The organism is Amycolatopsis sp. NPDC114484 (assembly GCF_055633755.1).
Genome location: NZ_JBVKDQ010000044.1, coordinates 13,044 through 39,180 on the forward strand (window position 1 = coordinate 13,044; position 26,137 = coordinate 39,180).

A 26,137-nucleotide genomic window follows, 5' to 3' on the forward strand; every position below is an offset into this window, starting at 1 on the left:
CCGGTGGTCAGGCGTCGATTTCGACGTCCCCGACGGGGACGCTGACGCAGAGCTGGATTTCTTCGTTCTCCTCGCCGGAGACCTCGCCGGTGCGGGCGTTGCGGACGCGGCCGGCGGTTTTGAGCTGCGTGCAGGAGAAGCAGATGCCCATCCGGCACCCGTGTTCCGGCGTCAGGCCCGCGTCCTCGGCCTGTTCGAGCAGCGGCTTGCCGGAGTTGTCGCACTCCCGGCCGCTGCGGGCGAACCGCACCCGGCCCTCGGCGGCCGAGGTGTCGAAGGTCAACGGCGCTGCCGTGAACTCTTCGGTGTGCAGTTGTGCACTCAACCCCTCGTTCTCGAAGAGTTCGCGGGCGGCGGCCATCAGCGGAGCGGGGCCGCACAGGAAGGTCTCGGCCTCGCGGAACCACGGCGCGGCCTTCTCCAGGTGGTCGACGGAGAACAGGCCGTGCAGGTCGCCGCCGCGGCGGGCGTGGGTGTGCGCGTTGACCACGCGGAACGCCGGGTGCCGGGCGGCGAGTTCGGCCAGTTCGGCGCGGTAGAGCGCGTCCGCGGGGGTGTTCGAGTAGTGCAGGAACACGATCTCGCCGGGGTGGCCCTCGGCGACGAGCGTCCGGGCCATCGCGAGCACCGGCGTGATCCCGCTGCCGCCGCTCATCAGCACGATCCGGTCCGGCCGCGGCGACGGCAGGGTGAACTCGCCGTCCGCGGGCGAAAGGCCGACCACCGCGCCGACCGCGGTGTCCTGCAGGTGCCGCGACACCAGGCCGTGCGGGTCGGCTTTCACGGTGAACTCCAGGTCGCCGCTGCCTTGCGCGCCGCACGGCGAGTAGCAGCGGGTCCGGCGCACGCCGTCGATCTCCACCTGCATCCGCACGTACTGCCCGGCGCGGAAGCCCTGCCACGCCCGGCTCGGCCGCACCGTGAAGGTGACGGTGTCCGGCGTCTGATGCCGCACGGCGGTGACGCGGCCGCGGATCTCGCGGCGCACCAGCATCGGGTCGACCAGTTCGAGGTACCGGTCCGCGCCGTGCGGGGTGAGCAGCGCCTCGGCGAGCGAGACGAGTCCGCGCACGCGGCGCGGGAGCAGTGCGGTCATCACCCCTCCAGAAGTTGAGTGCACAGTCGTACACTGACTAGTGTGGGGGCAAGGCCGGGGGGCCTGTCAACGCGGAAGCGAGGTGATGTGACGTGGGCCATGCGACGATCGCCAGTACGCTGCTCGACGTGTCCGCAGCCGAGGAGCCGGCCGGCCCGGTGAGCCGGCAGGAGCGCAAACAGCGCACCCGTCAGGCGCTGCTCGACGCGGCGCTCGACCTGCTCGCCGACCGGAGTTTCGCCAGCCTTTCGCTGCGCGAGGTCGCGAAGGGCGCGGGCATCGTGCCGACGGCGTTCTACCGGCATTTCTCGTCGATGGAGGAGTTGGGCGTCGCGCTGGTCGAGGAGACCACGCGCACGCTGCGCGACATGCTTCGCGGCGCGCGCACCGAGCAGCGCGGCTACGGCGGCATGATCCGGGCTTCAGTGCACACGCTGCATCGGCACGTCCGCGAGCACGAGGACCACTTCCGGTTCGTCACGCGCGAGCGCTACGCCGGTCCCGGCGCGGTGTCCCGGGCGATCGCGGTCGAGATGCGGATGTTCTCCAGCGATCTGGCTCTGGACCTGGCTCGCTTCGACGCGCTGCGCGCCTGGCCCACCGAGGACCTGCACCTGCTGGCCGACCTTATTGTCACCGCGATGCTCGGCACGGTCGCCGAACTGCTGGACATCCGGCCCGGCGACACCGCCGCCGACGAGCGCACGTTGGTCGCGGCGGAAAAACGGCTCCGGATGATCCTGCTCGGCGTGCCGCACTGGCAGCCTTAGCGGCATGGCATTTCTGCAGCTGACCGCGATCATCGTCGACGACTACGACGAGGCGATCGACTTCTTCACCCGCGCGCTGGGCTTCGACCTGGCCGAGGATTCGCCGTCGCTCACCAACGACGGCCGCCCCAAACGCTGGGTGGTCGTCCGCCCGCCCGGCGGCGAAACCGGCCTCCTGCTGGCCAAGGCCGACGGCGACCGGCAGTCCCGCGCGGTCGGGGACCAGTACGCGGGCCGCGTCGGGCTTTTCTTGCGCGTGGACGATTTCGAGGCCAGCTACCAGCGGATGCGCGACGCTGGCGTGGAGTTCCTCGGCGAACCGCGGACCGAGCCGTACGGCCAGGTCGTCGTGTTCCGCGACGTCGCGGGCAACCGCTGGGACCTGCTCGGCCCAGCGGTGTCCTGAGCCTGCTCTACGATCCCGAAGTCCAGCAGATCGTGGAGGAACGCTATGCCGAGCGGGTCGGAAGTCCGAGCCGAATTCACCGACCCAGCACACAACCTGGCCTTCGACGAGGCACTGCTGCGCGAGGGACCGACGGAGCCGGCGGTGTGGCTGTGGCGGAACCCGGTGTGCGTCGTCGTCGGGCGCGGTCAGCGGATCGCGCGCGAAGTCCGCGTCGACGAATGCGCTCGCGACGGCGTCCCCGTGCTGCGGCGAGCCAGCGGCGGTGGCACGGTGTTCCACGACCCGGGCAACCTCAACGTGACGCTCGTGCTTCCCGGCCCCGCGCCGCGTCCGCTGGAAATGCTCGGCCTGGTGATGTCCGCCGCGGTGGAGAAACTCGGTCTCCCGGCCAGAATCGGCGACCGCGGGATCTTCGTCGGCGACGCGAAACTGTGCGGTTTCGCGGTGTTCCGGACCAAAGACGTGTTGCTGGCGCATTCGACGCTGCTGGTCGACACGGACGCCGCTCGCGTCGGCGCGTACCTCACCGGTCCGCCACCGGACCCGAAGCCGCTGGATTCGCACCGGAGCAAGGTCGCGTCCCTGGCCGACCACGGCGTGCGGCTGCCGCTGACTGAGGTGGAAGACACCGTCCGCGCAGCCGCGGCGGGACTGCTCGGCCCGCTCCCGCCGCGCGAACCGACTGCAGGGGAGTTGGAGCGGCAGCGGTCATTGCTGTGGAGCCGCTACGAATTCCCGGACTGGCACGCCGAAGGACGCCAGCGTTCGTAATCGCCCTTGCACGGCAGCCACATCCGCGCGCTCTGGCTGAGATGCCGTGAAGGGCTCCTTGAAGGAATCTGATTCCCTCAAGGAGCCCTTCACGGACCGGATCAGTTGCCGGAGGAGGAGAACAGCACCGGCGGCACTTCGCTGGCCGTACGGCGACGCGGCTTGGCGGGTGCCTTGGCCGGTGCCGGGGCGGCGGTTTTCGCCGGGGTCGCCTTCGCGGCTGCTGGGGCAGTGGTTTTGGCGGGGGCTGCTTTCGCAGTTGCCGGAGCGCCGGTTTTCGCCGTGGCCGCCTTCGCGGCTGCCGGGGCGGGGGCTTTAGCCGGGGCTGCCTTCGCAGTTGCCGGGGCGGTGGTTTTCGCCGTGGCTGCCTTCGCGACTGCCGGGGTGGCAGTCTTCGCCGAGCCCGCCTTCGCGGCCGCTGGGGTGGCGGTTTTGGCCGTGGCTGCCTTCGCGGCTGTCTTGGCCGTCGCGGACTTGGCCGGTGCTGCGGTTTTCGCGGCTGCGGATGCCTTGATCTTCGCCGTCTTCGCCGTCTTCGCCGCAGTCGTCTTGACCGCGGCGGCCTTCGTCGACTTGGCCGTGCTCTTGGTCGCCGCGGGCTTGGCTGCCGCGGACTTGGCCGGAGCCTTGCGCGCGGTCCGGCTCACAGTCCCGGTCGCGCCACCCGTTCGGGCAGTCTTCGCCGTGGTCTTCGCGGTCCGCGCCGGGGTGGCCGGAGCTGCCTTCCCGGCAGCGGTCTTCTTGCCAGCAACGGCTTTCCCGCCCTTGCCCGCCGCGGCGGTCTTCTCCGCCGGCTTCGACTCGGCCTTCTTCGCCCCGGCGATCAGCCGCGGCCGAAGCTTGCGGCCGCCCGTCCGGCGGCCGGCCTTGGCGTACCGCTCCAGCAGCCGCCGGAGCGCGGCCGCGTTGCGGGTGCCGAGGTCGATGTCGTATTCGGTGCCGTCCAGCGCGAACGCGACGGTTTCCGCCGCGCGTCCGCCGGTCAGGTCGTCCAGAGTGCGGACAGCGGTGTTCCTTGCCATGGGAGCCTCCCGTGCTCGATCGTGGTCGTGCGTGCAACCGGCACGGCGACGACCCGGATTCCGCGGTGCCGCCGGTTTCTTGCAGCTCTCTCACGAGAATACCGGCAGGCTTGCGCGAACCTGCGCGGTGGTGTGCGCTGTGCGCATGGCAGCAGAGACTTTCGACGTCGTGGTCATCGGGGCGGGTCCGGTCGGGGAAGTGGCCGCCGAACGGGCCGCCGTGGGCGGGCTGAAGGTGGCGCTCGTCGAACACGAACGGTTCGGCGGGGAGTGTTCGTACTGGGCGTGCATCCCGAGCAAGGCGTTGCTGCGCCCGGGAAATCTGCTCGCCGCGGCCAAACGGATGCCCGGCGTGCCGATCGGCGACGCGCTGGATCCGGAGAAGGTGCTCGCGCGTCGCGACTGGTTCACCGGCAAGGGCGACGACTCCGGCCAGGTCGAATGGGCGCGCGGCGCGGGCATCGAACCCGTGCGCGGCTACGGCCGGATCACCGGTGAGCGCGAAGTCACTCTCGACGACGGCCGCGTTTTCTCCGCCCGGCACGCGGTGATCGTGTGCACCGGCAGCGTCCCGCGCACGCCGCGGATTCCGGGCCTGGACACCATTAAGCCGTGGGGTTCGCGCGAAGCGACGTCGGCGACCGAGGTGCCCGGACGGCTCGGCGTGCTCGGCGGCGGCGTGGTCGGCGTCGAGATGGCGCAGGCGTGGGCCCGGCTCGGCGCGCAGGTCGACCTCGTGATCACCGGCGACCGCCCGTTGCCGCGGCTGCCGGAGTTCGCCGGAGACCTGGTCCTGGACGGATTGCGCGAGGCGGGCGTCCGCGTGCGCGTGAACTCCGGCTTGGCTGAAGTGTCCGTTGTGGACGGTGGCACGCGGCTGAAACTGACTGGCGGCGACGAGATCGTGGTCGACGAACTGCTGGTCGCCACCGGCCGCGCGCCCGCGACCAGCACCATCGGGCTGGACGTGCTCGGCCTGCCCGCCGACGGTCCGCTCCAGGTCGACGAAAGCGGCCGGGTGTCCGCTGTGGAGGGTGGCTGGCTGTACGCCGCGGGCGACGTCACCGGCCGCGCTTTGCTGACCCACCAGGGAAAATACGCCGCCCGCGTGGTCGGCGACTCGGTCGCGGCCCGTGCCCGCGGCGAGGAGATCTCGACCGAACCGTGGAGCCGCTACAGCGCGACCGCCGACCATCACGCGGTGCCGCAAGTGGTGTTCACCGACCCGGAGGTGACGTCAGTCGGCCTCACCGAGGCGCGCGACGGATCCGCGGACCGGGTCGTCGACATCGACATCGCGGTCGCCGGTTCCTCGCTGCACGCCGATGGGTACCAGGGCAAAGCGCGAATGGTCGTGGACACCGAACGCGGCGTCGTGCTTGGCGTCACGTTCGTCGGCCAGGACGTGGCGGAACTGCTGCACTCGGCGACGATCGCCGTCGTCGGCGAGGTGCCGCTGGACCGCCTGTGGCACGCGGTCCCCGCGTTCCCGACGATCAGCGAGGTGTGGCTGCGGCTGCTGGAGGCCTACGGGCTCTGAGGCGGGCGGTGTCGTGTCGCTCAATTGGTCGTGCCACGTCCGGTAGCGTCGGGGCATGACCAGTGCCCCCGTTCCCGGCCGTCGTGAACGCAAGAAGGCGGCGACCCGCCAGGCGCTGGCCGACGCCGCGTTGCGGATGTTCCTGGAGCGCGGCTACGACCAGGTGACAGTGCGCGAGATCGCTGACGCCGCCGACGTGTCCACCACCACGCTGATGAAGCACTTCCCGACCAAGGAAGCTCTCGTTTTCGACCGGGAGCCCGAGATCGACGAGGCGCTGGTCTCGGCCGTGCGGGACCGCCCGGAGGGCACGTCGGTGCTGGAGGCGCTCCGTGCGCACATGCACGTCCGGGCGACGTCCGGCATCCGCGCGGAGGCCGAACCGCTGCTGCGGCTGGTGCGGGAGACGCCCGCGCTCGCCGAGTACTGGCACAAGATGTGGATGGGGCACGAGCACACGCTGAGCCGGGTGATCGCGGCGGAAACCCGTGCGCCGGAAGGGGATCCGCGGTGTGCGGTGCTGGCCCATTTCGCGCTGGAGACGGCCGCGCTGGCTGATCGCTCGGCCGACCCGCGGCGGATGGTGGACGTGGCGTTCGACCTGTTGGAGCACGGCTGGCACTGAGGGCTGGTTTTCGGGACGGCGGTCGCTCGCTTCGCCCCGGACGCTGGTCGTGCGCGCTAGAGCGAGCCGCCACCCGAAGGCGGCTGCTCGTTCGCTCAGGACGGCAGTTGCAAGTCGAGCGCGCCCTTCGCGGCGCGGGCTAGTCCGGGATCGTCCGCAGTGGACGGTCCCGGCTGCCAGACCGCCTGCACGATCCGCACGCCGTTCCCGTCGACCTTGCTGGCGTAGGCGGCGCCGTCGAACTGCGGCGGGCCCGAAGGCCACTTGCCGGTCTCCGTGGCGACGTCCAGGATCCCGCCGCCGCCCGGGTTGTCGGCGATCTGCTTGAGGTGATTGGCCTGTCCGGCATCGGGAAACTCGACCACCGCGACGGTGACCGCGGCCGGGCGCCCGTCCACGAGCGCGGTGTAGCTCGCGCGGCGGACCGCGGAGCAGCTGGTCTGCTGAAGGCTCGCCTGGACGTCCCCGAAAGCGTGCGAGGCGCACTTCTGGTCGGCGCTGTTCGCCCGGGGCTCGAAGGTGAGAGTCGGCGCCGGCGGGGCGCTCGACTTGACGCTGCTCGGCACCGGACTCGGCACGCTGCTGGGCGGCGGCGCACTGCTGGCAGGCGGTGCGGCGGTGGTGTCCTCGCCGCCGCTGGTCGCCACGACGATCGCCGACACCACCAGGGCGACCAGCAAGACGATCGCCGCGATCGGCACCCATTTGACCGTCCGGGAGCCCGGTTTCCCCGGCCCGGGCGGGGTGTTCGGTCCGGCTCCGGAGGCTGCTCCCGCACCCGCTGCGGCGGGGGCCCCTGCGCCAACTCCGGCTGCGGCTGCTCCCGCGCCAGTGGCTGCTCCGGCTCCGGGACTGGCTGCCGCCGCCCCGGCCGCGCCCGTTCCGACGGCCGGAGCCGGTTGCACAGGTTGAGGCGCAGTGCCCGGCCCGGGAACCTTCGCCGGGACAACCGGTGGAACGGCGGCGCGCGGGCGTCCCGAGCCCTGCGGCTTCGCCGGAGACGGCATCTTCTCGGTCGGAGCCTCGGGCGGATCAGTGGATTCGGTGGGCGCCTCGGAAAGCGAGGCCAGTTCGATCGAGGGAATCTCCGGCCGGGGCGGCCGCACCGCGATGATCTTCGGCCGCGGCGCGGGAACCGCGGATTTCGGTGCGGCGGAAGGATTGCTGGGGGAAGCAGCAGCCTTCGACGGCATGGAGTCAGCGGATCCCGGAGCAGCCCCGGGGAAGACGGGGAGCCCTGGCGGATTTCCCGCACCAGCCGGGCTTCGCGGTCCCGGGCTGGCTGAGGGAGCGGCATCCGCGGCGGATTTTCCCGCCGCGGCAGCAGACCCAGCGACGGTGGATTCGGCGGTGCTCGATCCAGCCGCTCCGGATCCAGCCGCACCGGATTCGACGGTGCCGGGCGAGGTTGCGTCGGGAACGGCGGTCCCCGCCCCGCCCGCTCCGGCAGCGTTGGCTCGGGCCGCCCCGGAGCTGGCCGTGGCAGGGCTGGTGGGAGAACCGGCGGCCGGTTGAACGGTGCGGGTTGGGGCCGCGTCGGAACCGGCGGCAACGGGTCCACCCGCATCGCGCTCGGCGGTGGGACCGGAGGCACCGGACACCGCCGCTCCGGCCGCCGCAGCCCCGACCCCCGCAGCCCCGACCCCCGCAGCCGCAGTACCGGCGGAGACCCCGGCCGAACTGTTCGCCGTTTCCGGCCCGGTGGCAGTCGTCGTGCGCGATCCGGCCTTGGTTCCGGCGCCTGCGGGAACCGGGCTCGCCGCGCCCGGTGCGGCAACGGAATTCGTCGCGGCAGTGCCGGGCGAGGACACGTTCGGTGCCCCGGAACCGGACTTCGCCGCCGAGGTACTGTCAGCAACCCCCGCGCCGACAGCCGCTGCCGAACCTCCGATCCCAGGAGACCGAGGCCCCGGAGGAACCGGAACGTCGTCCGCGAACCGGACGAACCCTTCCCCCCGCAAAACCTCGTCCGAAAGCTCCGGCGCGTCCGGCGCCAAGGCCGAGATCAACGCCCGGGCCTGGTCCACCGATCGCGGATGCCGCGCCGTCGCCAGGGAGACTGTCGCCGCGAGCATGGTCGTCGGCGTCGGGTGCAGGACCCGGACCGGGCCGGCGAGGTCGCCCGGCGGCTGGTCGACCGTCTCCACGTACGGGCCGACCGCCACGATCGTGCCGACCGGGCCTCCGCCGAGTTCCGCGATGCGGCGTTCGCATTCCTGGGAAAGGTCGAGCGCTTCGGTGGCGGGGTTGACGTCGTCGCCGTGGACCAGGGGCCAGCCGTCCGCTTTCCACGGTCCGCTCAGCGGGGCTTCGAGACGCAGGGCCGGGTCGGGCAGGTCCACGCCGATCACGACGAGCACGCCCGCGGGAAGCACCACGACCGCTTCGACCGGACGGTCTCCGGTCGGGCGGGCGCCGACGAGCGCGACGCCGCCGATCACCGTGCTCCCCCGGCCGAGGGAGGCCAGTGCGGCCCGCACGTCTTCCGCGACGCGCGAGGGCTGCTGCCCGAGACGGACCAGTCGCACCGAAACTCTCCTCTGAATCCGCAGCGTTTCCGGTGCACCACGCTAGCGTGCCGGGCCGCCGGAACCGTGCTCCGCGCCCTCGCGTCGGCGTGGCTCACCACAATGGGTCGTCCGCTGCGACTTGTGGTGTTCGTGTGGCCAAACGGCACGGTTGGGGTGCAGAATGTGCTACACAGGTCGGGAACTGCCGTGGAGGCTACGCAACCTGCGCAGGGTTCGAGAGGTCGTAGGGGAAGACGTCCCTCGTCGAACAAGCGGAGGTCAGCAGTGAGCACCCGTGGCAGCACCCGAGGCGTGGTGTACGTCCACTCGTCGCCGTCTGCGGTATGTCCGCACGTCGAGTGGGCTATTTCGGGCACCCTTGGTGCCCGGGTCGAGCTGAAGTGGACGGCCCAGCCGGCCAGTCCGGGACAGCTCCGGGCCGAATGCAGCTGGAGCGCGCCCGCGGGAACCGCGGGCAAACTCGCCGGCGCGCTCAAGGCGTGGCCGATGGTGCGCTTCGAAATCACCGAGGAGCCCAGCGCGGGCGTCGACGGCGAGCGGTTCTGCTTCGCGCCCGGTCTCGGGCTCTGGCACGGCCGCACCAGCGCCAACGGCGACATCGTCGTGGGCGAGGACCAGTTGCGCGCGCTCGTCAGCATGACCCGCGGCGGCGAAACCCTCGCGCACAAACTGGACGAACTCCTCGCGGCGGCCTGGGACGAGGCGCTCGAGCCGTACCGGCACGCGGGCGACGGCGCCCCGGTCACCTGGCTGCACCAGGTCGGGTGAACGGAAGCGGTACCCTCACCCGGGTGAGCGTTCCTTCGCCCCCGCCGTCCCGTCAGCGGTGGTTGATCCCCGTGCTCGTGGTGGTGCTGTCCATCACCGTCGCCGGGGGTCTGCTCGCCCGCGAGCTGTACCGCCGCCCCGATTCCCCGCGCTCGACCGACGGCCAGGTCATGATGCCGTCCGCCACGACCAGCGGCGGTTCGGCCGACAAGTCCGGCGCGGTCGAGGTCGGGGCCACCCCGGACGCCGAGAACCATCCGCAGGACGACGCCGTCCGCACCGTGCTGAAGGCGTATTTCACCGCGCTGAACCAGAAGGACTACGACGCCTGGACCGAGACGGTCAGCGAAGCGCGCCGCAGCAAGACGCCGGAAGTGGACTGGCACCGCAACTTCCAGTCCACGAAGGACGTCAACATCCTGCTGTACCGCATCGAACCGGGCGCGCAGGGCACGCTGCGGGCCCTGGTCGGGTTCACCAGCACCCAGTCGCTCAACGAGGCCCCGCTCGACTTCCCGCACGAGTGCATCAACTGGCGGCTGGTGCTGCCGATGAAGTTCGAGCACGGCTCGTACCGGATCGACACGGTCGACGGCACCGCCACCGAACACGACCAGTGCTGACGTCGAAAACCCGGTGAAACGGATGAAGGGCCCCCGCGAGAATTCCCGCGGGGGCCCTTCACCGTAAAGGGGTTCAGTTCGCCGGCGTGAACACCAGCGCGGTGTTGTGCCCGCCGAAACCGAACGAGTTGGACAGCGCCGCGGCGAGTTCGACCTTGCGGTTCTCCCCGGCCACGACGTCGAGCTGCACCTTCGGGTCCTGCTCGGTGAGGTTCAGCGTCGCGGGCACGATGCCCTCGTACAGCGCGAGGATCGTCGCGATGCCCTCGACCGCCCCCGCTCCGCCGACGAGGTGGCCGAGCGCGCCCTTCGGCGCGGTGACCACCGGGTGCTCGCCGACCGCCGACCGGATCGCCGCCGCCTCGCCGATGTCCCCGACCACAGTGGACGTCGCGTGCGCGTTCACGTGGCCGATGTCCGAAGGGGACAGTCCGGCCATCGCCATCGCCGCGCGCATCGCCGCGATCTGGCCGATGCCCTCCGGGTGGTTGCCCGTGATGTGGTAGGCGTCGGAGGTCAGGCCGTAGCCGGCCAGCTTCGCGTAGATCCGCGCGCCGCGGGCCTTCGCGCGGTCGGCCCGCTCGAGCACGACGACGCCGGAGCCCTCGCCGAGCACGAAGCCGTCGCGGCTCACGTCGAACGGGCGCGACGCCGCGGCCGGGTCGTCGTTGCGCGTCGACACCGTGCGCGCCTGGGCGAACCCGGCGACGGTGATCGGGTGGATGCAGGCCTCGGAACCGCCCGCGACCACCACGTCGGCCCGACCGGACCGGATCATCTCGTAGCCGTTGGCGATGCCCTCGGCCCCGGACGCGCACGCCGACGCGGGCGAATGCACCCCGGCGCGGGCCTTCAGGTCGATGCCCACGTGCGCGGCCGGGCCGTTCGGCATCAGCATCGGCACGGTCAGCGGCGACACCTTGCGAAGACCCTGCTGGTGCAACAGATCGTTCTGGGTCAGCAGGGTCACCGGCCCGCCGACCCCGGTGCCGATCGAGACGCCGAGGCGTTCCGGTTCGACATCGGTGTGCTCGTCGGTCTGCTCGGCGAACCCGGCGTCGGCCCAGGCCTGGCGGGCGGCGATGATCGCCACCTGCTCGCACCGGTCGAGCCGCCGCGCCTGCACGCGGGGCAGGATGTCGGTCGGCTCGACGGCGAGCTGCGCCGCGATCCGCACCGGCAGGTCCAGCTCCGCCGCCCAGTCCGCCTCGATCGTGCGGATCCCGCTGCGGCCGGCCAGCAGACCGTCCCAGGTGGACGCGACGTCCCCGCCGAGCGGCGTGGTCGCGCCCATTCCGGTGATCACGACGTCGATGTTGCTCATGGGAGTCTCCCCAAGGTCGGCTCCGGACCGGGGCCCGGGTACGAAGAGGACTTACTTCGAGTTGGCGGACACGTAGTTCACCGCGTCGCCGACGGTCTTCAGGTTGGCCAGCTCGTCGTCCGGGATCTTGACGCCGAACTTGTCCTCGGCCTGCACGGCGATCTCGACCATCGACAGCGAGTCGATGTCCAGGTCGTCCACGAACGACTTCTCGGCGGTGACGTCGTCCTGAGCCACGCCGGCGACCTCTTCGACGATCTCGGCGAGGCCGGCGAGAATCTCAGTGTTGTCAGCCATCGGTGTTGTTCCCTTCTCGGTTCTTCTGGAGGTCCGCTCGCGGGCACGGCGCCCGCGGGGGAAGTATCGCTCAGGGCAGGACGAACGCCTGCGCGGCATAGGAAAGCCCGGCTCCGAAGCCGACCGCGAGCACCACGTCGCCGCTTTTCGCCGTTCCCGCCTTGCGCATGTGGTCCAGCGCCATCGGGATCGAGGCGGACGAGGTGTTGCCCGAGTACCTGATGTCGTCGGCCACCACCATGTCCTCGCGCGCCCCCTTGGCGCGCAGCTTCTTGGCGATCGACTCGACGATCCGGAGGTTCGCCTGGTGCGGGGCCAGCACGTCCACATCGGACGGTCGCAGCCCGGCGGCTTCCAGCGCGCGCAACGCGATCGGCGCGATCTGCGTGGTCGCCCAGCGGAAGACCGACTGGCCCTCCTGGTAGATCCACCGGTGGTCGCGCATGTAGATCAGGTCGACGAGGTCGCCCGCGCTGCCCCACACCACCGGGCCGATGCCCGGTTCGTCGGCCCCGCCGACCACCGCGGCTCCCGCGCCGTCGGCGAAGATGATCGCGTTCGCGCGGTCGGTCGGGTCCACGACGTCGGTGAGCTTCTCCGCGCCGATCACGAGGACCTTCTTCGCCGAGCCCGCGCGCACGAGGTCGGAGGCGACGCCGAGGCCGTAGCAGAACCCGGCGCACGCGGCGTTGAGGTCGAACGCGCCGGGGGCCGGGACGCCGATCCGCGCGGCGACCTGCCCGGCCGCGTTCGGGATCTGGGACGGCATGGTGCAGTTGGGCACGATGACCGTGTCCACTTCGGACGGATCGACGCCCGCGTCGGCGAGCGCGTTGGCCCCGGCGGCGACGGCGTAGTCGACCAGCACCTCGTCCTTCTCGCCGAACCGCCGCTCGATGATGCCGACGCGGTCGCGGATCCACTGGTCGCTGGTGTCCATGACCTGCGACAGGTCGTCGTTCGTGACGATCCGGTCCGGCTGGTGGCTGCCGAAGCCGAGGATGCGGGCGGCGGGCGCGCCCTGGGTCAGGCGCAGGGTGGGGCGGGCGGTCACTGGGCGTCCTCCTCGCGCAGCGCCGCCAGTTCGGCGGGCGACTTCAGCGCGGTGGTAGTGGTGACGACGCCCTTGAGCTGCCGCTTGACCAGTCCGGTCAGGGTGCCCGCGGGCGCCAGTTCGACGGTGCGGTCCACGCCGAGCGAGACGAGCCCGTCCATGGTGAGGTCCCAGCGGACCGGGCGGGTCACCTGGGCGACGAGCCTGCGCAGGTACTCCGCGCCGCTCGCGACGACCTGACCGTCGGCATTGGACAGCAGCGGGCGCGTCGGGTCGGCCGGGGAGAGACCGGCGGCGTGCTCGCGCAAGGCGTCTTCCGCGGGAGCCATGTAGGGCGTGTGGAAGGCGCCGGCGACCTTGAGCGCACGGATCTTCGTGCCCTCCATCGGCTCGGCGATGATCTTCTCGATCGCGGCGGCGGACCCGGACGCGACGATCTGCCCGGCCCCGTTGCGGTTCGCGGCGGCGAGGCCCTGGCTTTCCAGCCACGCGGCGACTTCCTCGGGGTCGCCGAGCATCACCGCGGCCATCGACGTCGGTTCGAGCGCGCACGCCTTGGCCATCTCCGCGCCGCGGACCGCGGCGAGCGCGACCGCGTCGGCGGGGGTGAGCACGCCGGCGATCGCGGCCGCGGCCAGTTCGCCGACGGAGTGCCCGGCGACCGGAGCGTCGCCGGGAACCGGCAGCTGCTCGAAGGACAGCAGGGACAGCGCGACGATCAGCGGCTGCGCGACAGCGGTGTCCTGGATCTCCTCGGCCCCGGCCTCGGTGCCGAGCCGGATCAGGTCGAGCCCGGAGCGGGCGGACCACTCTTCGACGCGCGCGCGGGCACCGTCGAGCTCGAGCCACGGGGCGAGCATGCCGGGGGCTTGGGAACCCTGGCCGGGGGAGAGGACTGCAACTGTCACGCTGTCTATGAGACCACGGGACCGGTCGGTGCTTCAGATGCGGGCGGTCACCAAGTCCGTGCGGCGTAATTGGAGGAAACCTCCAAAGACCCGCCGGAGAACCCGGCCCTTAACCCATCCGCCTTGTGGGATTCAACCAGCGCTTGCCGTGAAGTCTGTCACCCGGCGCGCCCCCTCGGCGCGCAGCGGCGCCGGGCGCTCGCGCCGGGGGACGGGTCCGGTGCGGACGTCTGCGGAAAGCCACGCGTCCCGTCGAGGCCGAAGCGGGCCGAGCCCCGGGGTTACGGCTACCAGAGCCCGCGAGCGCGGGCGAGCCTGCCGACTGTGAGCGCGACCCGCAGCACGAGCGCGTCTCGGGCGTCGGTGGGGTTGCGGCCGGTGAGTTCGGCGGCTTTGCGCAGCCGGTACCGGACCGTGTTCGGGTGCACGAACAGCGTTTGCGCGCAGCGTTCCAGCACCCCGCCAGTGTCCAGATAGGTCTCGACCGTGCGCTGCAGCGCCGCTCCGGCCTCCTCGAGCGGACGGGCCACCGAATCGACCAGCAGCCGCTCCGCCCCCGGGTCGCCGGACAACGCGCGTTCGGGCAGCAGATCGTCGGACCGCACCGGACGCGGCGCGCCGGGCCAGCCGACCACCGCGCGCAATCCGGACAGCGCCTCGGCCGCGCTGTGGTGTGCCTCGGCCAGCGTCGGCATGGTCGGGCCCGCCACGACCGGGCCGTCGGCGAACACCGTCGACATCCGGGCGAGGATCTCGCGTTCCTTCGGCCCGCCTTCGGTGGGGCCGCCGATCACGATCACCAGCCGCGAGCCCTGCACCGACAGCAGCACCGCGCGGCCGACGCGCGCGGCGCGGGCGCGGACGTCGAAAACCACCGTCGGCGGGTCGTCCGAGGGCGGATTCCCCACCAGCACAGTCGCCGCCGCGGCCGGATCCCAGCCCAGTGCGGCCGCCCGCGACAGGACGGATTCCTCGGCGTCGCCACGGACGATTCCGTCGACCACCAGCGCTTCGAGCCGGGCGTCCCACGCACCGCGCGCCTCCGCCGCGGCGGCGTAGGAATTGGCCGCGGCGAAAGCGATTTCCCTGCCGTAGCGGAGAATTCCTTCGATCAACGCGGCGCGTTCGGCTTCCGAGGCGGCGAATTCCGGGAGCTGTTCTTCGAATACCTCGATCGCGAGCCGCACCATCGCGACGGCCTGGCGAAGGCTGATCCAGCGCGACACTTCGGTCGGCGCGTCTCGGAACGCTTCGGTGGTGAGCTTCAGCGCTTCCTTCGAATCGCGCAGCCACGCGACGAATCCGCTGGCCCCGGTCTGCGTGATCAGCAGGACGCTGGCGCGCTGGTCGGCGGGCAGCCGCGCGAACCAGACCAGCCGGCGTTCCATTTCCGCGACGCTCGCGCTGGCCAGCCGCCCGGAGGCGTGCTCCAGGCTGCGCAGGGTTTTGGCGGACAGCCCGTGGTGCTTTCGCGCGGGGCGTCCTGTGGTGTCGGCCATGTCGGAACCGATCCTACGTGCCGCCAGCGGCCTGCAACTTTAGGCGGATACGACGCCGACCTCAGGTGGTGGGCGCGGCTCGGGCGCAGTGCCTAGGATCCCGGGTGGGGTGGCAGGGGATCACCCCGGGCGAAAAAAGAACAGGGGGACGGGCCATGCCAGAGCCCGGACTGGAGATCGACGGGATCTCCAAACGGTACGGCGCCGTGGTGGCGCTCGAGAAAATGACGTTCGACGTGCGGCCGGGGGAGCTTTTCGGATTCGTCGGCAGCAACGGGGCGGGCAAAACGACCACCATGCGCATCGCGCTCGGCGTGCTGAGCGCCGACGCGGGCCAGGTGCGGTACGCGGGCGAGCCGATCACGCACGAAACGCGCCGGCAGATCGGCTACATGCCGGAGGAACGCGGGCTTTACCCGAGGATGAAGGTCGGCGAACAGCTCACGTATCTGGCCCGGCTGCACGGAATGCCCGCCGCCGCGGCGAAGGCGTCGAGCGAGCGGTGGACCGAACGCCTCGGCGTCGCCGCGCGCCGCGACGACGAGGTGCAGAAGCTCAGCCTCGGCAACCAGCAGCGCGTGCAGCTCGCCGCCGCGCTGGTGCACGAACCGCGGATTCTCGTGCTGGACGAACCGTTCTCCGGGCTGGACCCGGTGGCCGTCGACGTGATGAGCGACGTGCTGAAGGAGAAGGCGGCCGAGGGCGTTCCGGTCGTGTTTTCCAGCCACCAGCTGGATTTGGTGGAGCGGCTGTGCGACCGGATCGGGATTGTCCGGAGTGGACGGATGGAGGCGTCCGGCACGGTGGCGGAACTGCGCGCGGGCGGCTCGACGCGGCTGCTCGTGGACGCCCCCGAGGCGCCTGAGAACTGGGCGGCCGGGCTGTCCGGCGTGACCGTGATCGGCCGCGAGGGCACGGTGACCGAGCTGGAACTGGCCGACGGCGCGGACGACCAGGCGGTGCTGCGCGCCGCGCTGGCGACCGGCCCGGTGCGGGAATTCGCCCGGAAACTGCCGTCCCTGACCGAGTTGTTCCGTTCCGTCGTGTCCGAGCACCAGGAGGCCGCGGCATGACCGGGTCCAACGTCCAGATGAGCTCGCTGTCCGCGGTGGGCCTGGTGGCCGGGCGGGAGATCTCCACGCGGGTCAGGTCCAAGGCCTATCGCGTCACCACGCTGGTGATGATGTTCCTCATCGTCGCGATGGCGCTGGTCTTCAAGCTCTTCAACGGCGGCGGGAGCGCCGACGCGACGGTCGGCTACGTGCCCGCCGCCTCGCAGCTGGCCGAGCCGCTGACCGCGACGGCGAAGTCGATCGGCCAGACCGTCGCGACGCAGCAGGTGCCCGACGAAAAAGCGGGTCAGGACAAGCTGCGGGACGGCTCCATCGACGCGCTGCTGGTGCAGGACTCGAAGCGGGTCCACGTCCAGGTGAAGAAAGACTTGGACGCGAAGCTGAAGAACACGTTCACCGTGCTCGAGGGGCAGCTGGCGCTCAACCAGCAGATCGAGTCCCTCGGCGGCGATCCGGCGAAGGTGCGTCAGGCGACTGCCGCGGCGTCGATCGACGAACTGCCGCCGCTCGAGAAGCCGTACGACTACAACGGGCAGCAACTGGTGCTCGGCATCATCGCGGGCATCTTGATTTACATGTCGCTGATGATCAACGGGCAGAGCGTGGCCCAGGGCGTCGTGGAGGAGAAGACGTCCCGGGTGGTCGAGCTGCTGCTGTCGACGATCAAACCGTGGCAGCTGATGGCCGGGAAGGTCCTCGGCATCGGCACCGTCGGGTTGATCCAGATGCTGGCGATCGGCGTGGCGGGCGTCGCGGCCGGGCTCGGGTTCGGGGTGCTGACGATCTCGGTGAACGCCGCGGTGGGCACCGTGGCCTGGCTGATCGTCTGGTACCTGCTCGGGTTCTTCATGTATTCGATCGTGTTCGCCGCGCTGGGCGCGCTGGTGTCGCGGCAGGAGGACGTGGGCGGCGCGACGATGCCCGCGCTGATGTTCGTGATCGCCGGGTACGTGGTGGGGATTTCGATCCTGCCGTCGAATCCGGGCAGCCCGCTGGCCGAGGTGCTGTCGGTGATCCCGGTGTTCGCGCCGACGCTGATGCCGATGCGGCTGGCGATGGGCGGCGTGCCGGTGTGGGAGGCGGTGCTGTCGGTGGGCCTGGTGGTCGCGCTCATCCCGGCGCTGATCTGGCTGGCCGCGCGGATCTACCGCAACGCGGTGATGCGCACCGGCGCGAAGGTGAAGCTGCGGGACGCGCTGAGCGCCGCCTGACCGCGGAGTTCTCCACGGCGGGCCGCGGCGGACGCTGCGGCCCGCCGTTTTTTCAACGCCGGGAAGCCTCTACTCTCGGTGGACGCTCCGGCCGGGTGAGGGACCTGGGAAGCGGAGCCCCTAACCCACGTGGGTTAGCGGCAACGGGTGAGTTGCGTGAACGCCGCCCTCGCGATTAGGCCGCCGCATTGCCGTTCGGCCCCGGTCGCCGCACCCGGGTTAATGACCTTCGCGTCGCTTCTCGCACCTCGCTGTCACCCGCCATTGCCGCCTCACCGTTATCCGCGCGGCTGCCGGAAGATCCGCGCAATTCGCCGTCGGCGGCTGTCCGGCTACGCGAATTCGCACCGCACAGACCGCGCCTCGCCGGGATTCCCGTCCGGACATCTCCGCGACCGCGCCCAGGCCGGGACGCAAATCCGTCGGCGGTCCGCCAATCGCCCGAACATGAAGGCCAGATGAACGGCGGAGAAAACCCGAGCCCTATTCGTCTCGGAAGCGCCGTGGCGCGGCGATAAAGAGCGGAAAATGTTCGAGGCCGCCCGGCGCTTGCGGTTTTCGCTGCGCCGAGCGGCCTCGTCTCCCCGGTCCCCACCGGTAGGACAAGTATGGCGGTGCTTGATCTTCCCGCGCCAGTCGTCTCACTCGATCGTGGTGCACAGCACTCGGGTGCAGTGGGTACCTGTCCTGCGACCCGGTGCGACAGGACGGTGCCGGAATCCACGTCGAACCGCGGCGAAGGGAGCCAGCGTGGGTGAACAACTCAAGGACGGACTCGGACAGGCCTGGAATCTAGTGGCCACGTTCGTCCCGAAACTCGTGGGTTTTCTGATCATCCTCTTGATCGGCTGGCTGATCGCGAAAGCCGTGTCCAAAGCCCTCGGGCTCGTTCTCGGAAAGCTCGGTTTCACGCGGCTGGTGGAGAAGACCGGGCTGACCGGAATGGTGAAGGGCGCGAATCTCGACGCCACCACGGTGCTCGTGAAACTCGTCTACTACTTCATTCTGCTGATCGCGCTGCAGCTCGCGTTCGGGGTGTTCGGGCAGTCGAACCCGGTGAGCCAGCTGCTGAACGACATCATCGCGTTCCTGCCGAGGATCCTGGTCGCGGTGGTGCTGATCATCGTGGCCGCGGCGATCGCGAAGGTCGTGCGGGACGTGGTCTCCGGCGCGCTGTCGGGCCGTCCGGCGGGACGGCTGCTCAGCACGGTCGCGTACTGGCTCGTGATGGCGTTCGGCATCATCGCGGCGCTGGGCCAGGTGAACATCGCGACGTCGGTGACCGGTCCGGTGCTGATCGCGGTGCTGGCGACCGCGGGCGGCGTGATCGTGGTCGGCTTCGGCGGCGGCCTGATCAAGCCCGCCCAGGAACGGTGGGGCGGCTGGCTGGCCAACCTGCAGGGCCAGGTCGGCCCGGGCTCCGGCAGCGGCGCACGGGAGCCGGGCCAGGTGAGCGGGCAGCACGCGCACGCCGGGCAGGCCCGGACGCAGAGCTACCCGCAGTCCCAGTCGGGCAGCCTTCCGCAGCCCGGCGAGCAGACCCGGCAGATGCCCGCGGACGGCGGCCGCCCGCCGGAGCCGCCGACCCCGCCGGCCGGTTTCGGTCGAGTGGAGCGCTGAACGGGACCAGTGCGCCGGTGAGGGCCGCGGCCCTCACTGGGCCGTGCTGCGGGCCGGAGCCCGGCCAGCAGCTTCGCTGACGGCCTTTCCCGATCGGCGGATCGGGTCTTCGATCGAGGGGCCGCGTTGCTTCGGCAGCGCGGCCCCTCGGTCTGTCCCCGGCACGTCCCGGCGTCCGCTCAGCGGGACTGTCTGCAGTCTCACATCGGCACGGGAATGGCGGCTCCGTGTTGCATGTTGGGAGGCGTAGATCGGAAGGGGTGCCGACGTGGACTTCCTGTTGCACCACGGCGTGACCGTGTTCGGCCAGTGGATCTCGATCGCGGAGCTGGCCGGGCAGGTGTTCGCGCTCGCGGTCGTGTTCCTCGCGCAGCGGCGGACGCTGTGGACCTGGCCGGTGCAGGTCGGCGCGACCGTCCTGCTTTTCTCCGTTTACGCCTCCGCGCATCTCGGCGGCCTCGCCGGGCGGCAGGTCGCGATCCTGCTCATCTCGCTCTACGGCTGGTGGGCCTGGAACCGCCGGACCGACCCGGTCTACGGCGTCGTCGTGCGCAAAGGCCGGTGGACCGAGCGGGCCGTGATGCTCGGCGCGTTCGGGCTGGGCACGGTCGCGATGGCGCTGACACTCCAAGCCCTCGACGCCTCGTGGGCGCCGTGGCCGGATGCCGCGATTTTCGTCGGCACGCTCGTCGCGTTCGCCGCGCAGGGTGTCGGGCTCGTGGAGTTCTGGGGCGTGTGGCTGGTGGTCGACGCGATCGGCGTGCCGCTGCAGATCCGCTCCGGCCTGTACTTCTCGGCCGCGATCTACCTCGTCTTCGCCGCGCTCGTGGTCCACGGCTGGGTCACCTGGAACCGCTCGGCGCGCACCGCGGTCGCCGGCGACAAGACCGTCGCCGCGGCGCGCTGAGGTCAGACTCCGAGCGCGAGCTGCCCGTCCGGGGTCAGTTCGGCCTGCGTCCACTGCCCGACCGCGCCGCCCAGCGCGGACGCCGGGCGGACCAGTCCCTCCCGGACGAGGTCGTGCGCGGTCGTCTGGTCACAGCACGGCAGGCCGTCGACCCTCAGGTCCGGTTCGCAGCTGCGGGTGAGTTCGGCTCGGCCGGCGGCGATCGCGCGCAGCATCGCCAGCGCGCGGCGGTTCAGCGTGACGGACATGGTCTTCTCCCTCGGATGATCCGAAGGCAGGAGACGTGATGTCCGTCACTGGATACCTCGTTGCGCCGACCGCACCAGTCCGCGCTGAAAGGTCCGTGAAGGGAACCCTGAGGGACCCTGATTCCCTGGGGGTTCCCCTCACGGACTTTGGGCTCAGCGGAGCGTCGCGTGGGTCGGGCGCAGGTCGTCCACCCGCCGGACGCCGAGCAGCTGCATCGTGCGGATCATCTCGGTGCGCAGGATGTCCACGCAGCGCTGCACGCCGCGCTCGCCGCCGGCCATCAGGCCGTACAGGAACGCGCGGCCGATCAGCACCGCGTTCGCGCCGCGGGCGAGCGCGGCCACGATGTCGCCGCCGGACAGGATGCCGGTGTCGACCCACACCTCGGCGCTGTCCTGGATCTCGTCCAGCGTCGCGGGCAGCAGCTCGATCGGCGTCGGGGCGCGGTCGAGCTGACGGCCGCCGTGGTTGGACAGCAGCACCGCGTCGGCGCCGTGTTTCACCACGTCACGCGCGTCGTCGACGTTCTGCACGCCCTTGATCACGAGCTTGCCCGGCCAGGTCTGGCGCACCCAGTCGAGGTCGTCGAAGTTCAGCGTCGGGTCGAACAGCTTGTCCAGCAGTTCCGCGACGGTGCCGCCGAACCGGTTGAGCGACGCGAAGTTCAGCGGCTCGGTGGTCAGCATGTTGAACCACCACGCCGGGTGCGTGGCGCCGTCCACGAACGTCTTCAGCGTGATCGCGGGCGGGATGGTGAGCCCGTTGCGGACGTCGCGCAGGCGCTGGCCCGCGACCGGGGTGTCGACGGTCAGCAGGAGCGTGTCGTACCCGCTCTCCCAAGCGCGATTCATCAGATCTTCGCCCGCGCCGTGGTCGCGCCACACGTACAGCTGGAACCACTTGCGCGCGTCCGGGGCGGCCGCCGCGAGGTCCTCGATCGACGTGGTGCCCATTGTCGAGAGCGCCATCGGCATGTCGTTGCGCTGCGCCACCCTGGCCACCGCGCGCTCGCCCTCGGTCTGCATCATCCGCGTGAACCCGGTGGGAGCGAACGCGAACGGCAGCGCCGAGCGCTTCCCGAGGATCTCCCTGCTGGTGTCCACATCGGACACTCCGCGCAGCACGTTGGGCCGGAATTCCACGCGGCGGTAGGCCTGCCGGGCGCGGCGCAGGCTGTCTTCGAGCTCGGCCGCGCCGTCGGTGTAGTCGAACGCCGCGCGCGGGGTGCGCTTGCGCGCGATCATCCGCAGGTCGGCGATCGTGTGCGCGCTGGCCAGGCGCCGATCGGTCGGGTTCAGCACGATCGGCTTCGGCCGCAGGATCTCTTTGAGCTCGCTGGGCCGGGGCAGGCGACGCTGGGTCACGCTCGACCACCTTTCGTCAGGGCATCCGGATACATCCGATGTCTACCTTAAAGCAGAGGCCCCTCCAAGACAGGGTCCGTCCTGTCTTGGAGGGGCCTCTCGCGTCCTTCAGCCGGTCCGGCCGGTTCGCTCAGGCGTGGCTCACGCGCTGCCGGAGTCGGACGTCTGCGGCCCGGCGGCCGCCACGTCGTCGAGCCGGTAGCGGCGCGCCGCCTCGGCGACCTTCGCCTGCTCGAACTCGCCGCGCTTGGCGAGCGCGGACAGCGCGCCGACGGTGATCGACTCGGCGTCCACCAGGAACTTGCGCCGCGCGGCCGGGCGGGTGTCGGAGAAACCGAACCCGTCGGTGCCGAGCGTGAGCATGTCGGTGGGCACCCACGGGCGGATCATGTCCGGCACCGCGCGCATCCAGTCCGACACCGCCACGACCGGGCCGGAAACCTCCGACAGCTTCTGCGTGACGTACGGAACCCGCGGCGTCGCGTCCGGGTGCAGCAGGTTCTCGTGGTCGATCTCGACCGCTTCGCGGCGCAGCTCGCCCCACGACGTCGCCGACCACACCGCGGCCCGCACGCCCCACTCCTCGGCCAGCATCTTCTGCGCCTTGAGCGCGTCCGGCATCGTGACGCCGGAGACCAGCACCTGCACCTCCGGACCGTCGCCCGCGGGGGCGTCGGCGTACCGGTAGAGGCCCTTGAGCACGCCGTCGACGTCCAGGTTCTCCGGCTCGGCCGGCTGCTGGTAGGGCTCGTTGTAGATGGTGATGTAGTAGAAGATGTTCTCGCCGTTGCCGTCCGGGCCGGTCTCGCCGTACATCCGGCGCAGGCCGTCCTTGACGATGTGGGCGATCTCGAACGAGTAAGCCGGGTCGTACGCCACCACGGCCGGGTTCGTCGCCGCCAGCAGCAGCGAGTGCCCGTCCGCGTGCTGCAGGCCCTCACCGGTCAGCGTGGTGCGGCCGGCGGTGGCGCCGAGCACGAAGCCGCGGGCCATCTGGTCCGCCGCCGCGTACAGGCCGTCGCCGGTGCGCTGGAACCCGAACATCGAGTAGAAGATGTAGATCGGGATCATCGGCTCGCCGTGCGTCGCGTACGACGTGCCGACGGCGGTGAACGACGCGGTGGACCCCGCCTCGTTGATGCCCTCGTGCAGCAGCTGGCCCTTCTCGGACTCCTTGTACGCCAGCATCAGGCTCGCGTCGACCGAGGTGTAGGTCTGGCCGTGCGGGTTGTAGATCTTGGCGGTCGGGAACATCGAGTCGAGGCCGAACGTGCGCGCCTCGTCCGGGATGATCGGGACGATCCGCTTGCCGATCTCCGAGTCCTTCGCCAGCTCGCGGATGAGCCGGACGATCGCCATCGTGGTGGCGACCTCCTGCTTGCCCGAGCCCTTGCGGACGCCCTCGTAGACCTTGTCGCCGGGCAGCACGAGCGCCTTGGCGGTCTTGGGGCGGCGCTCCGGCAGGTACCCGCCCAGCGCCTTGCGGCGGCCGCGCATGTACTCGATCTCCGGCGAGTCCGGGCCCGGGTGGAAGTACGGCGGCAGCTTCGGGTTCTTCTCGAGCTCCTCGTCGCTGATCGGGATCCGCTGCGCGTCCCGGAACAGCTTCAGGTCGTCGAGGGTGAGCTTCTTCATCTGGTGCGTGGCGTTGCGGCCCTCGAACGACGGGCCGAGGCCGTAGCCCTTGATCGTGTGGGCCAGGATCACCGTCGGCTGGCCGTGGTGCTCCATGGCCGCCTTGTACGCCGCGTACACCTTGCGGTAGTCGTGGCCGCCGCGCTTGAGGTTCCAGACGTCGGCGTCGGACAGGTCCTTGACCAGCTCCTTCGTGCGCGGGTCACGGCCGAAGAAGTGCTCGCGGACGAAGGCGCCGTCGTTGGCCTTGTACGTCTGGTAGTCGCCGTCCGGCGTGACGTTCATCAGGTTGACCAGCGCGCCGTCGCGGTCGGCCGAGAGCAGCGAGTCCCATTCGCGGCCCCAGATGACCTTGATCACGTTCCAGCCCGCGCCGCGGAAGTACGACTCGAGCTCCTGGATGATCTTGCCGTTGCCGCGCACCGGGCCGTCGAGCCGCTGCAGGTTGCAGTTGATCACGAAGGTCAGGTTGTCCAGGCCCTCGCCCGCGGCCACGTGGATCAGGCCGCGCGATTCGGCCTCGTCCATCTCGCCGTCGCCGAGGAACGCCCACACGTGCTGGTCGGAGGTGTCCTTGATGCCGCGGTCGCGCAGGTAGCGGTTGAACCGCGCCTGGTAGATCGCGTTCATCGGGCCGAGGCCCATCGACACCGTCGGGTTCTCCCAGAACTCCGGCATCAGCCGCGGGTGCGGGTACGACGGCAGGCCGCCGCCCTCGCCCGCGTGGCTGAACTCCTGGCGGAACCCGTCGAGCTGCTGCTCGGAAAGCCTGCCCTCGAGGAACGCGCGGGCGTACATGCCGGGGGAGGCGTGGCCCTGGAAGAAGACCTGGTCGCCGCCGCCGGAGTGGTCCTTGCCGCGGAAGAAGTGGTTGAAGCCGACCTCGTACAGCGCCGCCGACGAGGCGTAGGTGGAGATGTGGCCGCCGACGCCGACGCCCGGCCGCTGCGCGCGGTGCACCATGATCGCCGCGTTCCAGCGGATGTAGCGGCGGTAGCGGCGCTCGATCTCCTCGTCACCGGGGAACCACGGTTCGTTCTCGGTGGGGATCGTGTTCACGTAGTCGGTCGACGTGAGCGCCGGGACGCCGACGTTGCGTTCCCGGGCGCGCTCGAGGATGCGCAGCATCAGGTACCTGGCCCGCTGCTGGCCCCCTCGGGCCAGCGCCTCGTCGAAAGAGTCCAGCCATTCGCTGGTCTCTTCCGGGTCGATGTCGGGAAGGTGCGCCGCGAGTCCGTCACGGATGACGCGTACGCGAGCCGGGGTCTCCTTGCCGGAGGCGCCGTCGTTCTGCGGGGCCAAGGGGTCTCCTTGTAGCTGGTTGTAGCCGTTGTAGCTGGTGGGCGGGAGTGCTCGCCGACGTCCATGGTCGTCCCGGTTGGGGTTCCCGTCACCTGTACTGCCCGGTAACATCGGCCGCCCGAGTGTCGCCACTCCCCGCGCACGGTGTATCGCGCGCGCGTTTTCTCTCCTCCACCCTAAAGGAGGCTCCCCAGGAGAGCTTCGCAGTGGTGGGGTACTGAGTGCCACCCGGAGTCGGGCAGCGGGGCGGCAAGCCCCTACGCTGCAGACACGACTTGCCAAAGATCCGGTGTGGACGGTTGCGCGCAGCGCCGCGTCAGTGTTCGCTGTTCGACAACCGTGTATCCGAGTGCGGCGGACCTACTGCCGCGCTCCGTCGTAGTTGGAGGAGTGGAAGCAGTGGTCGCCGCGGGAGACGCAGGCAGTGCCGGCGTCGCCGAAAGCCTTGGCATCAAGCCGGACATGGTGGTCCAGGAGATCGGCTGGGACGAGGACGTCGACGACGACGTTCGCGCGGCGATCGAGGAAACGATCGGCGGTGAGCTCCTCGACGAGGACGCCCAGGAGGTCATCGACGTTGTGCTGCTGTGGTGGCGCGACAACGACGGAGACCTCGGAGACGCGCTGGTCGACGCGCGCGGTCCGCTGGAGGAGGACGGCGTGATCTGGGTGCTGACCCCGAAGACCGGGCAGCCCGGGCACGTCGAGCCCAGCGACATCGCCGAGGCGGTGCCCCAGGTCGGGCTGGCCCAGACGGCGAACATCAGCGTGGGCCCGGGCTGGCTGGGCACCCGGCTGGTGTCGCCGAAGTCCTCGAAGGCCAAGCAGCGCTGAGGCCGCGATAGGGTGGGCGGCACGCTCGTGTTCGCTCTGGAGAGGAATCGCCGGTATGGCCGTCGAGGTCGGTTCGCAGGCCCCTGACTTCACGCTCAACGACTACAACAAGCAGCCGGTCACGCTGTCGCAGTTCAAGGGCGACAAGCCGGTCCTGCTGGTGTTCTACCCGTTCGCTTTCAGCGGAATCTGCACCGGCGAGCTGTGCCAGCTGCGCGACGAGTTCGGCGACTACGACGGCAAGGGCGTCCAGGTCCTGGGCGTCTCGGTCGACACGCCGTTCTCGCTCAAGGCGTGGGCCGAGGTCGAGGGCTACCAGTTCCCGCTGCTGTCGGACTTCTGGCCGCACGGAGAGGTGGCGCGGAAGTACGGCGTCTTCAACGACCAGGCCGGGCTCGCCGTTCGCGGCACCTTCCTGATCGACACCGAAGGCGTGGTCCGCTTCGCCGAGGTCAACGCGCCCGGCGAGGCGCGCGACCAGGCCGGGTGGAAGAAGGCCGTCGAGGAACTGACTGCCTGATCGTTGTCTTTCGCTCGCCGGGGCGGGGGTTTCCCCGTTCCGGCGCGCGGGCGCATAGCTCAGCGGGAGAGCACTCGGTTTACACCCGAGCGGTCGCAGGTTCGATCCCTGCTGCGCCCACTCTCTTTGGTTGACCCCATCCGGTAGAGGTTTCACTGGATGGGGTTTGTTCGTTTCGCCGTTCA

At 70.7% G+C, this 26,137-nt stretch carries 24 protein-coding genes and 1 tRNA gene; 14 read left to right on the forward strand and 11 right to left on the reverse strand.

Going from position 1 to position 26,137, the window contains the following annotated elements; translation table 11 throughout:
* Positions 1-7 precede the first annotated feature (7 nt).
* Positions 8-1,096 (reverse strand): ferredoxin reductase, encoded by a 1,089-nt coding sequence (locus tag ACZ7SW_RS45010; protein WP_470236512.1) that lies wholly within the window; start codon positions 1,094-1,096, stop codon positions 8-10.
* Between the two features lie 92 nt (positions 1,097-1,188).
* Here ACZ7SW_RS45010 and ACZ7SW_RS45015 point away from each other — a divergent pair, with 92 nt between their 5' ends.
* Genes ACZ7SW_RS45015 through ACZ7SW_RS45025 form a run of 3 tightly spaced genes read left to right on the forward strand, consistent with a single transcriptional unit; the run spans position 1,189 to position 3,046 of the window.
* A complete protein-coding gene (locus ACZ7SW_RS45015) occupies positions 1,189-1,866 on the forward strand; it encodes a TetR family transcriptional regulator (protein WP_470236513.1) in 678 nt (225 codons plus the stop codon).
* A gap of 4 nt (positions 1,867-1,870) precedes the next feature.
* Positions 1,871-2,272 carry a VOC family protein gene (locus tag ACZ7SW_RS45020; protein ID WP_470236514.1) on the forward strand — a complete coding sequence of 134 codons (402 nt, stop codon included), beginning with the start codon at positions 1,871-1,873 and terminating at the stop codon, positions 2,270-2,272.
* 45 nt (positions 2,273-2,317) lie between these two features.
* Positions 2,318-3,046 carry a lipoate--protein ligase family protein gene (locus ACZ7SW_RS45025; RefSeq protein WP_470236515.1) on the forward strand — a complete coding sequence of 243 codons (729 nt, stop codon included), beginning with the start codon at positions 2,318-2,320 and terminating at the stop codon, positions 3,044-3,046.
* 101 nt (positions 3,047-3,147) lie between these two features.
* Here the strand turns inward: ACZ7SW_RS45025 and ACZ7SW_RS45030 are convergent, their stop codons facing one another.
* On the reverse strand, positions 3,148-4,068 hold the full coding sequence (locus ACZ7SW_RS45030) for an Lsr2 dimerization domain-containing protein (protein ID WP_470236516.1): 921 nt from the start codon (positions 4,066-4,068) through the stop codon (positions 3,148-3,150).
* A 145-nt stretch (positions 4,069-4,213) separates the two neighbouring features.
* Between ACZ7SW_RS45030 and ACZ7SW_RS45035 the strand changes: the two genes are divergently transcribed.
* Together ACZ7SW_RS45035 and ACZ7SW_RS45040 are read left to right on the forward strand one after the other, a co-directional pair.
* Positions 4,214-5,608, forward strand: a complete 1,395-nt coding sequence (locus ACZ7SW_RS45035; RefSeq protein ID WP_470236517.1) for a dihydrolipoyl dehydrogenase family protein — start codon at positions 4,214-4,216, stop codon at positions 5,606-5,608.
* Positions 5,609-5,663: 55 nt separating this feature from the next.
* A complete protein-coding gene (locus ACZ7SW_RS45040) occupies positions 5,664-6,233 on the forward strand; it encodes a TetR/AcrR family transcriptional regulator (RefSeq protein ID WP_470236518.1) in 570 nt (189 codons plus the stop codon).
* A gap of 95 nt (positions 6,234-6,328) precedes the next feature.
* Here ACZ7SW_RS45040 and ACZ7SW_RS45045 read toward each other — a convergent pair whose 3' ends face one another.
* Positions 6,329-8,761 carry a hypothetical protein gene (locus ACZ7SW_RS45045; RefSeq protein ID WP_470236519.1) on the reverse strand — a complete coding sequence of 811 codons (2,433 nt, stop codon included), beginning with the start codon at positions 8,759-8,761 and terminating at the stop codon, positions 6,329-6,331.
* Between the two features lie 267 nt (positions 8,762-9,028).
* Here ACZ7SW_RS45045 and ACZ7SW_RS45050 point away from each other — a divergent pair, with 267 nt between their 5' ends.
* Entirely contained in the window at positions 9,029-9,532 is a 504-nt protein-coding gene (locus tag ACZ7SW_RS45050; RefSeq protein ID WP_093576929.1) for a DUF3145 domain-containing protein, read from the forward strand.
* A gap of 23 nt (positions 9,533-9,555) precedes the next feature.
* On the forward strand, positions 9,556-10,155 hold the full coding sequence (locus ACZ7SW_RS45055) for a hypothetical protein (RefSeq protein ID WP_470236520.1): 600 nt from the start codon (positions 9,556-9,558) through the stop codon (positions 10,153-10,155).
* A 73-nt stretch (positions 10,156-10,228) separates the two neighbouring features.
* On the opposite strand, the gene ACZ7SW_RS45060 is transcribed toward ACZ7SW_RS45055, so the two are convergent.
* From ACZ7SW_RS45060 to ACZ7SW_RS45080, 5 genes are all read right to left on the reverse strand, one after another.
* The gene (locus tag ACZ7SW_RS45060; RefSeq protein WP_470236521.1) at positions 10,229-11,479 is read right to left on the reverse strand and encodes a beta-ketoacyl-[acyl-carrier-protein] synthase family protein; all 1,251 of its coding nucleotides are present in this window, start codon (positions 11,477-11,479) and stop codon (positions 10,229-10,231) included.
* Between the two features lie 51 nt (positions 11,480-11,530).
* Positions 11,531-11,776 (reverse strand): acyl carrier protein, encoded by a 246-nt coding sequence (locus tag ACZ7SW_RS45065; RefSeq protein WP_037820481.1) that lies wholly within the window; start codon positions 11,774-11,776, stop codon positions 11,531-11,533.
* Between the two features lie 70 nt (positions 11,777-11,846).
* Entirely contained in the window at positions 11,847-12,830 is a 984-nt protein-coding gene (locus tag ACZ7SW_RS45070) for a beta-ketoacyl-ACP synthase 3 (RefSeq protein WP_470236522.1), read from the reverse strand.
* Positions 12,827-13,738 (reverse strand): ACP S-malonyltransferase, encoded by a 912-nt coding sequence (locus ACZ7SW_RS45075; RefSeq protein WP_470236523.1) that lies wholly within the window; start codon positions 13,736-13,738, stop codon positions 12,827-12,829. The genes ACZ7SW_RS45070 and ACZ7SW_RS45075 overlap by 4 nt, the downstream gene beginning before the upstream one ends.
* 287 nt (positions 13,739-14,025) lie before the next feature.
* Positions 14,026-15,237 (reverse strand): PucR family transcriptional regulator, encoded by a 1,212-nt coding sequence (locus ACZ7SW_RS45080; RefSeq protein WP_470236524.1) that lies wholly within the window; start codon positions 15,235-15,237, stop codon positions 14,026-14,028.
* Positions 15,238-15,392: 155 nt separating this feature from the next.
* Here ACZ7SW_RS45080 and ACZ7SW_RS45085 point away from each other — a divergent pair, with 155 nt between their 5' ends.
* The 4 genes from ACZ7SW_RS45085 (at position 15,393) to ACZ7SW_RS45100 (ending at position 20,048) form a co-directional block, all read left to right on the forward strand.
* Positions 15,393-16,310: an ABC transporter ATP-binding protein gene (locus ACZ7SW_RS45085; RefSeq protein ID WP_470236525.1), complete on the forward strand. Its 918-nt coding sequence runs from the start codon at positions 15,393-15,395 to the stop codon at positions 16,308-16,310.
* Complete coding sequence (locus ACZ7SW_RS45090; RefSeq protein ID WP_470236526.1) at positions 16,307-17,521, forward strand: ABC transporter permease; 1,215 nt, start codon at positions 16,307-16,309, stop codon at positions 17,519-17,521. Before ACZ7SW_RS45085 ends, ACZ7SW_RS45090 begins: the two co-directional genes overlap by 4 nt.
* A 750-nt stretch (positions 17,522-18,271) precedes the next feature.
* The gene (locus tag ACZ7SW_RS45095) at positions 18,272-19,141 is read left to right on the forward strand and encodes a mechanosensitive ion channel family protein (protein WP_470236527.1); all 870 of its coding nucleotides are present in this window, start codon (positions 18,272-18,274) and stop codon (positions 19,139-19,141) included.
* Between the two features lie 268 nt (positions 19,142-19,409).
* Positions 19,410-20,048, forward strand: a complete 639-nt coding sequence (locus ACZ7SW_RS45100; RefSeq protein ID WP_470236528.1) for a nicotinamide mononucleotide transporter family protein — start codon at positions 19,410-19,412, stop codon at positions 20,046-20,048.
* A gap of 2 nt (positions 20,049-20,050) precedes the next feature.
* On the opposite strand, the gene ACZ7SW_RS45105 is transcribed toward ACZ7SW_RS45100, so the two are convergent.
* From ACZ7SW_RS45105 to aceE, 3 genes are all read right to left on the reverse strand, one after another.
* Entirely contained in the window at positions 20,051-20,296 is a 246-nt protein-coding gene (locus ACZ7SW_RS45105; protein ID WP_470236529.1) for a hypothetical protein, read from the reverse strand.
* A 153-nt stretch (positions 20,297-20,449) separates the two neighbouring features.
* A complete protein-coding gene (locus ACZ7SW_RS45110; protein ID WP_470236530.1) occupies positions 20,450-21,661 on the reverse strand; it encodes an alpha-hydroxy acid oxidase in 1,212 nt (403 codons plus the stop codon).
* 141 nt (positions 21,662-21,802) lie between these two features.
* Positions 21,803-24,598 carry a pyruvate dehydrogenase (acetyl-transferring), homodimeric type gene (gene aceE, locus ACZ7SW_RS45115; RefSeq protein WP_470236531.1) on the reverse strand — a complete coding sequence of 932 codons (2,796 nt, stop codon included), beginning with the start codon at positions 24,596-24,598 and terminating at the stop codon, positions 21,803-21,805.
* A gap of 399 nt (positions 24,599-24,997) precedes the next feature.
* Between aceE and ACZ7SW_RS45120 the strand changes: the two genes are divergently transcribed.
* The 3 genes from ACZ7SW_RS45120 to ACZ7SW_RS45130 all read left to right on the forward strand — a co-directional run bounded on the left by ACZ7SW_RS45120 (position 24,998) and on the right by ACZ7SW_RS45130 (position 26,072).
* Positions 24,998-25,432, forward strand: coding sequence for a DUF3052 domain-containing protein (locus ACZ7SW_RS45120; RefSeq protein ID WP_067591158.1), 435 nt, complete (start codon positions 24,998-25,000; stop codon positions 25,430-25,432).
* A 55-nt stretch (positions 25,433-25,487) separates the two neighbouring features.
* On the forward strand, positions 25,488-25,952 hold the full coding sequence (locus tag ACZ7SW_RS45125) for a peroxiredoxin (RefSeq protein ID WP_470236532.1): 465 nt from the start codon (positions 25,488-25,490) through the stop codon (positions 25,950-25,952).
* Positions 25,953-26,000: 48 nt separating this feature from the next.
* Positions 26,001-26,072, forward strand: a tRNA-Val gene (locus tag ACZ7SW_RS45130).
* Positions 26,073-26,137: the final 65 nt, after the last annotated feature.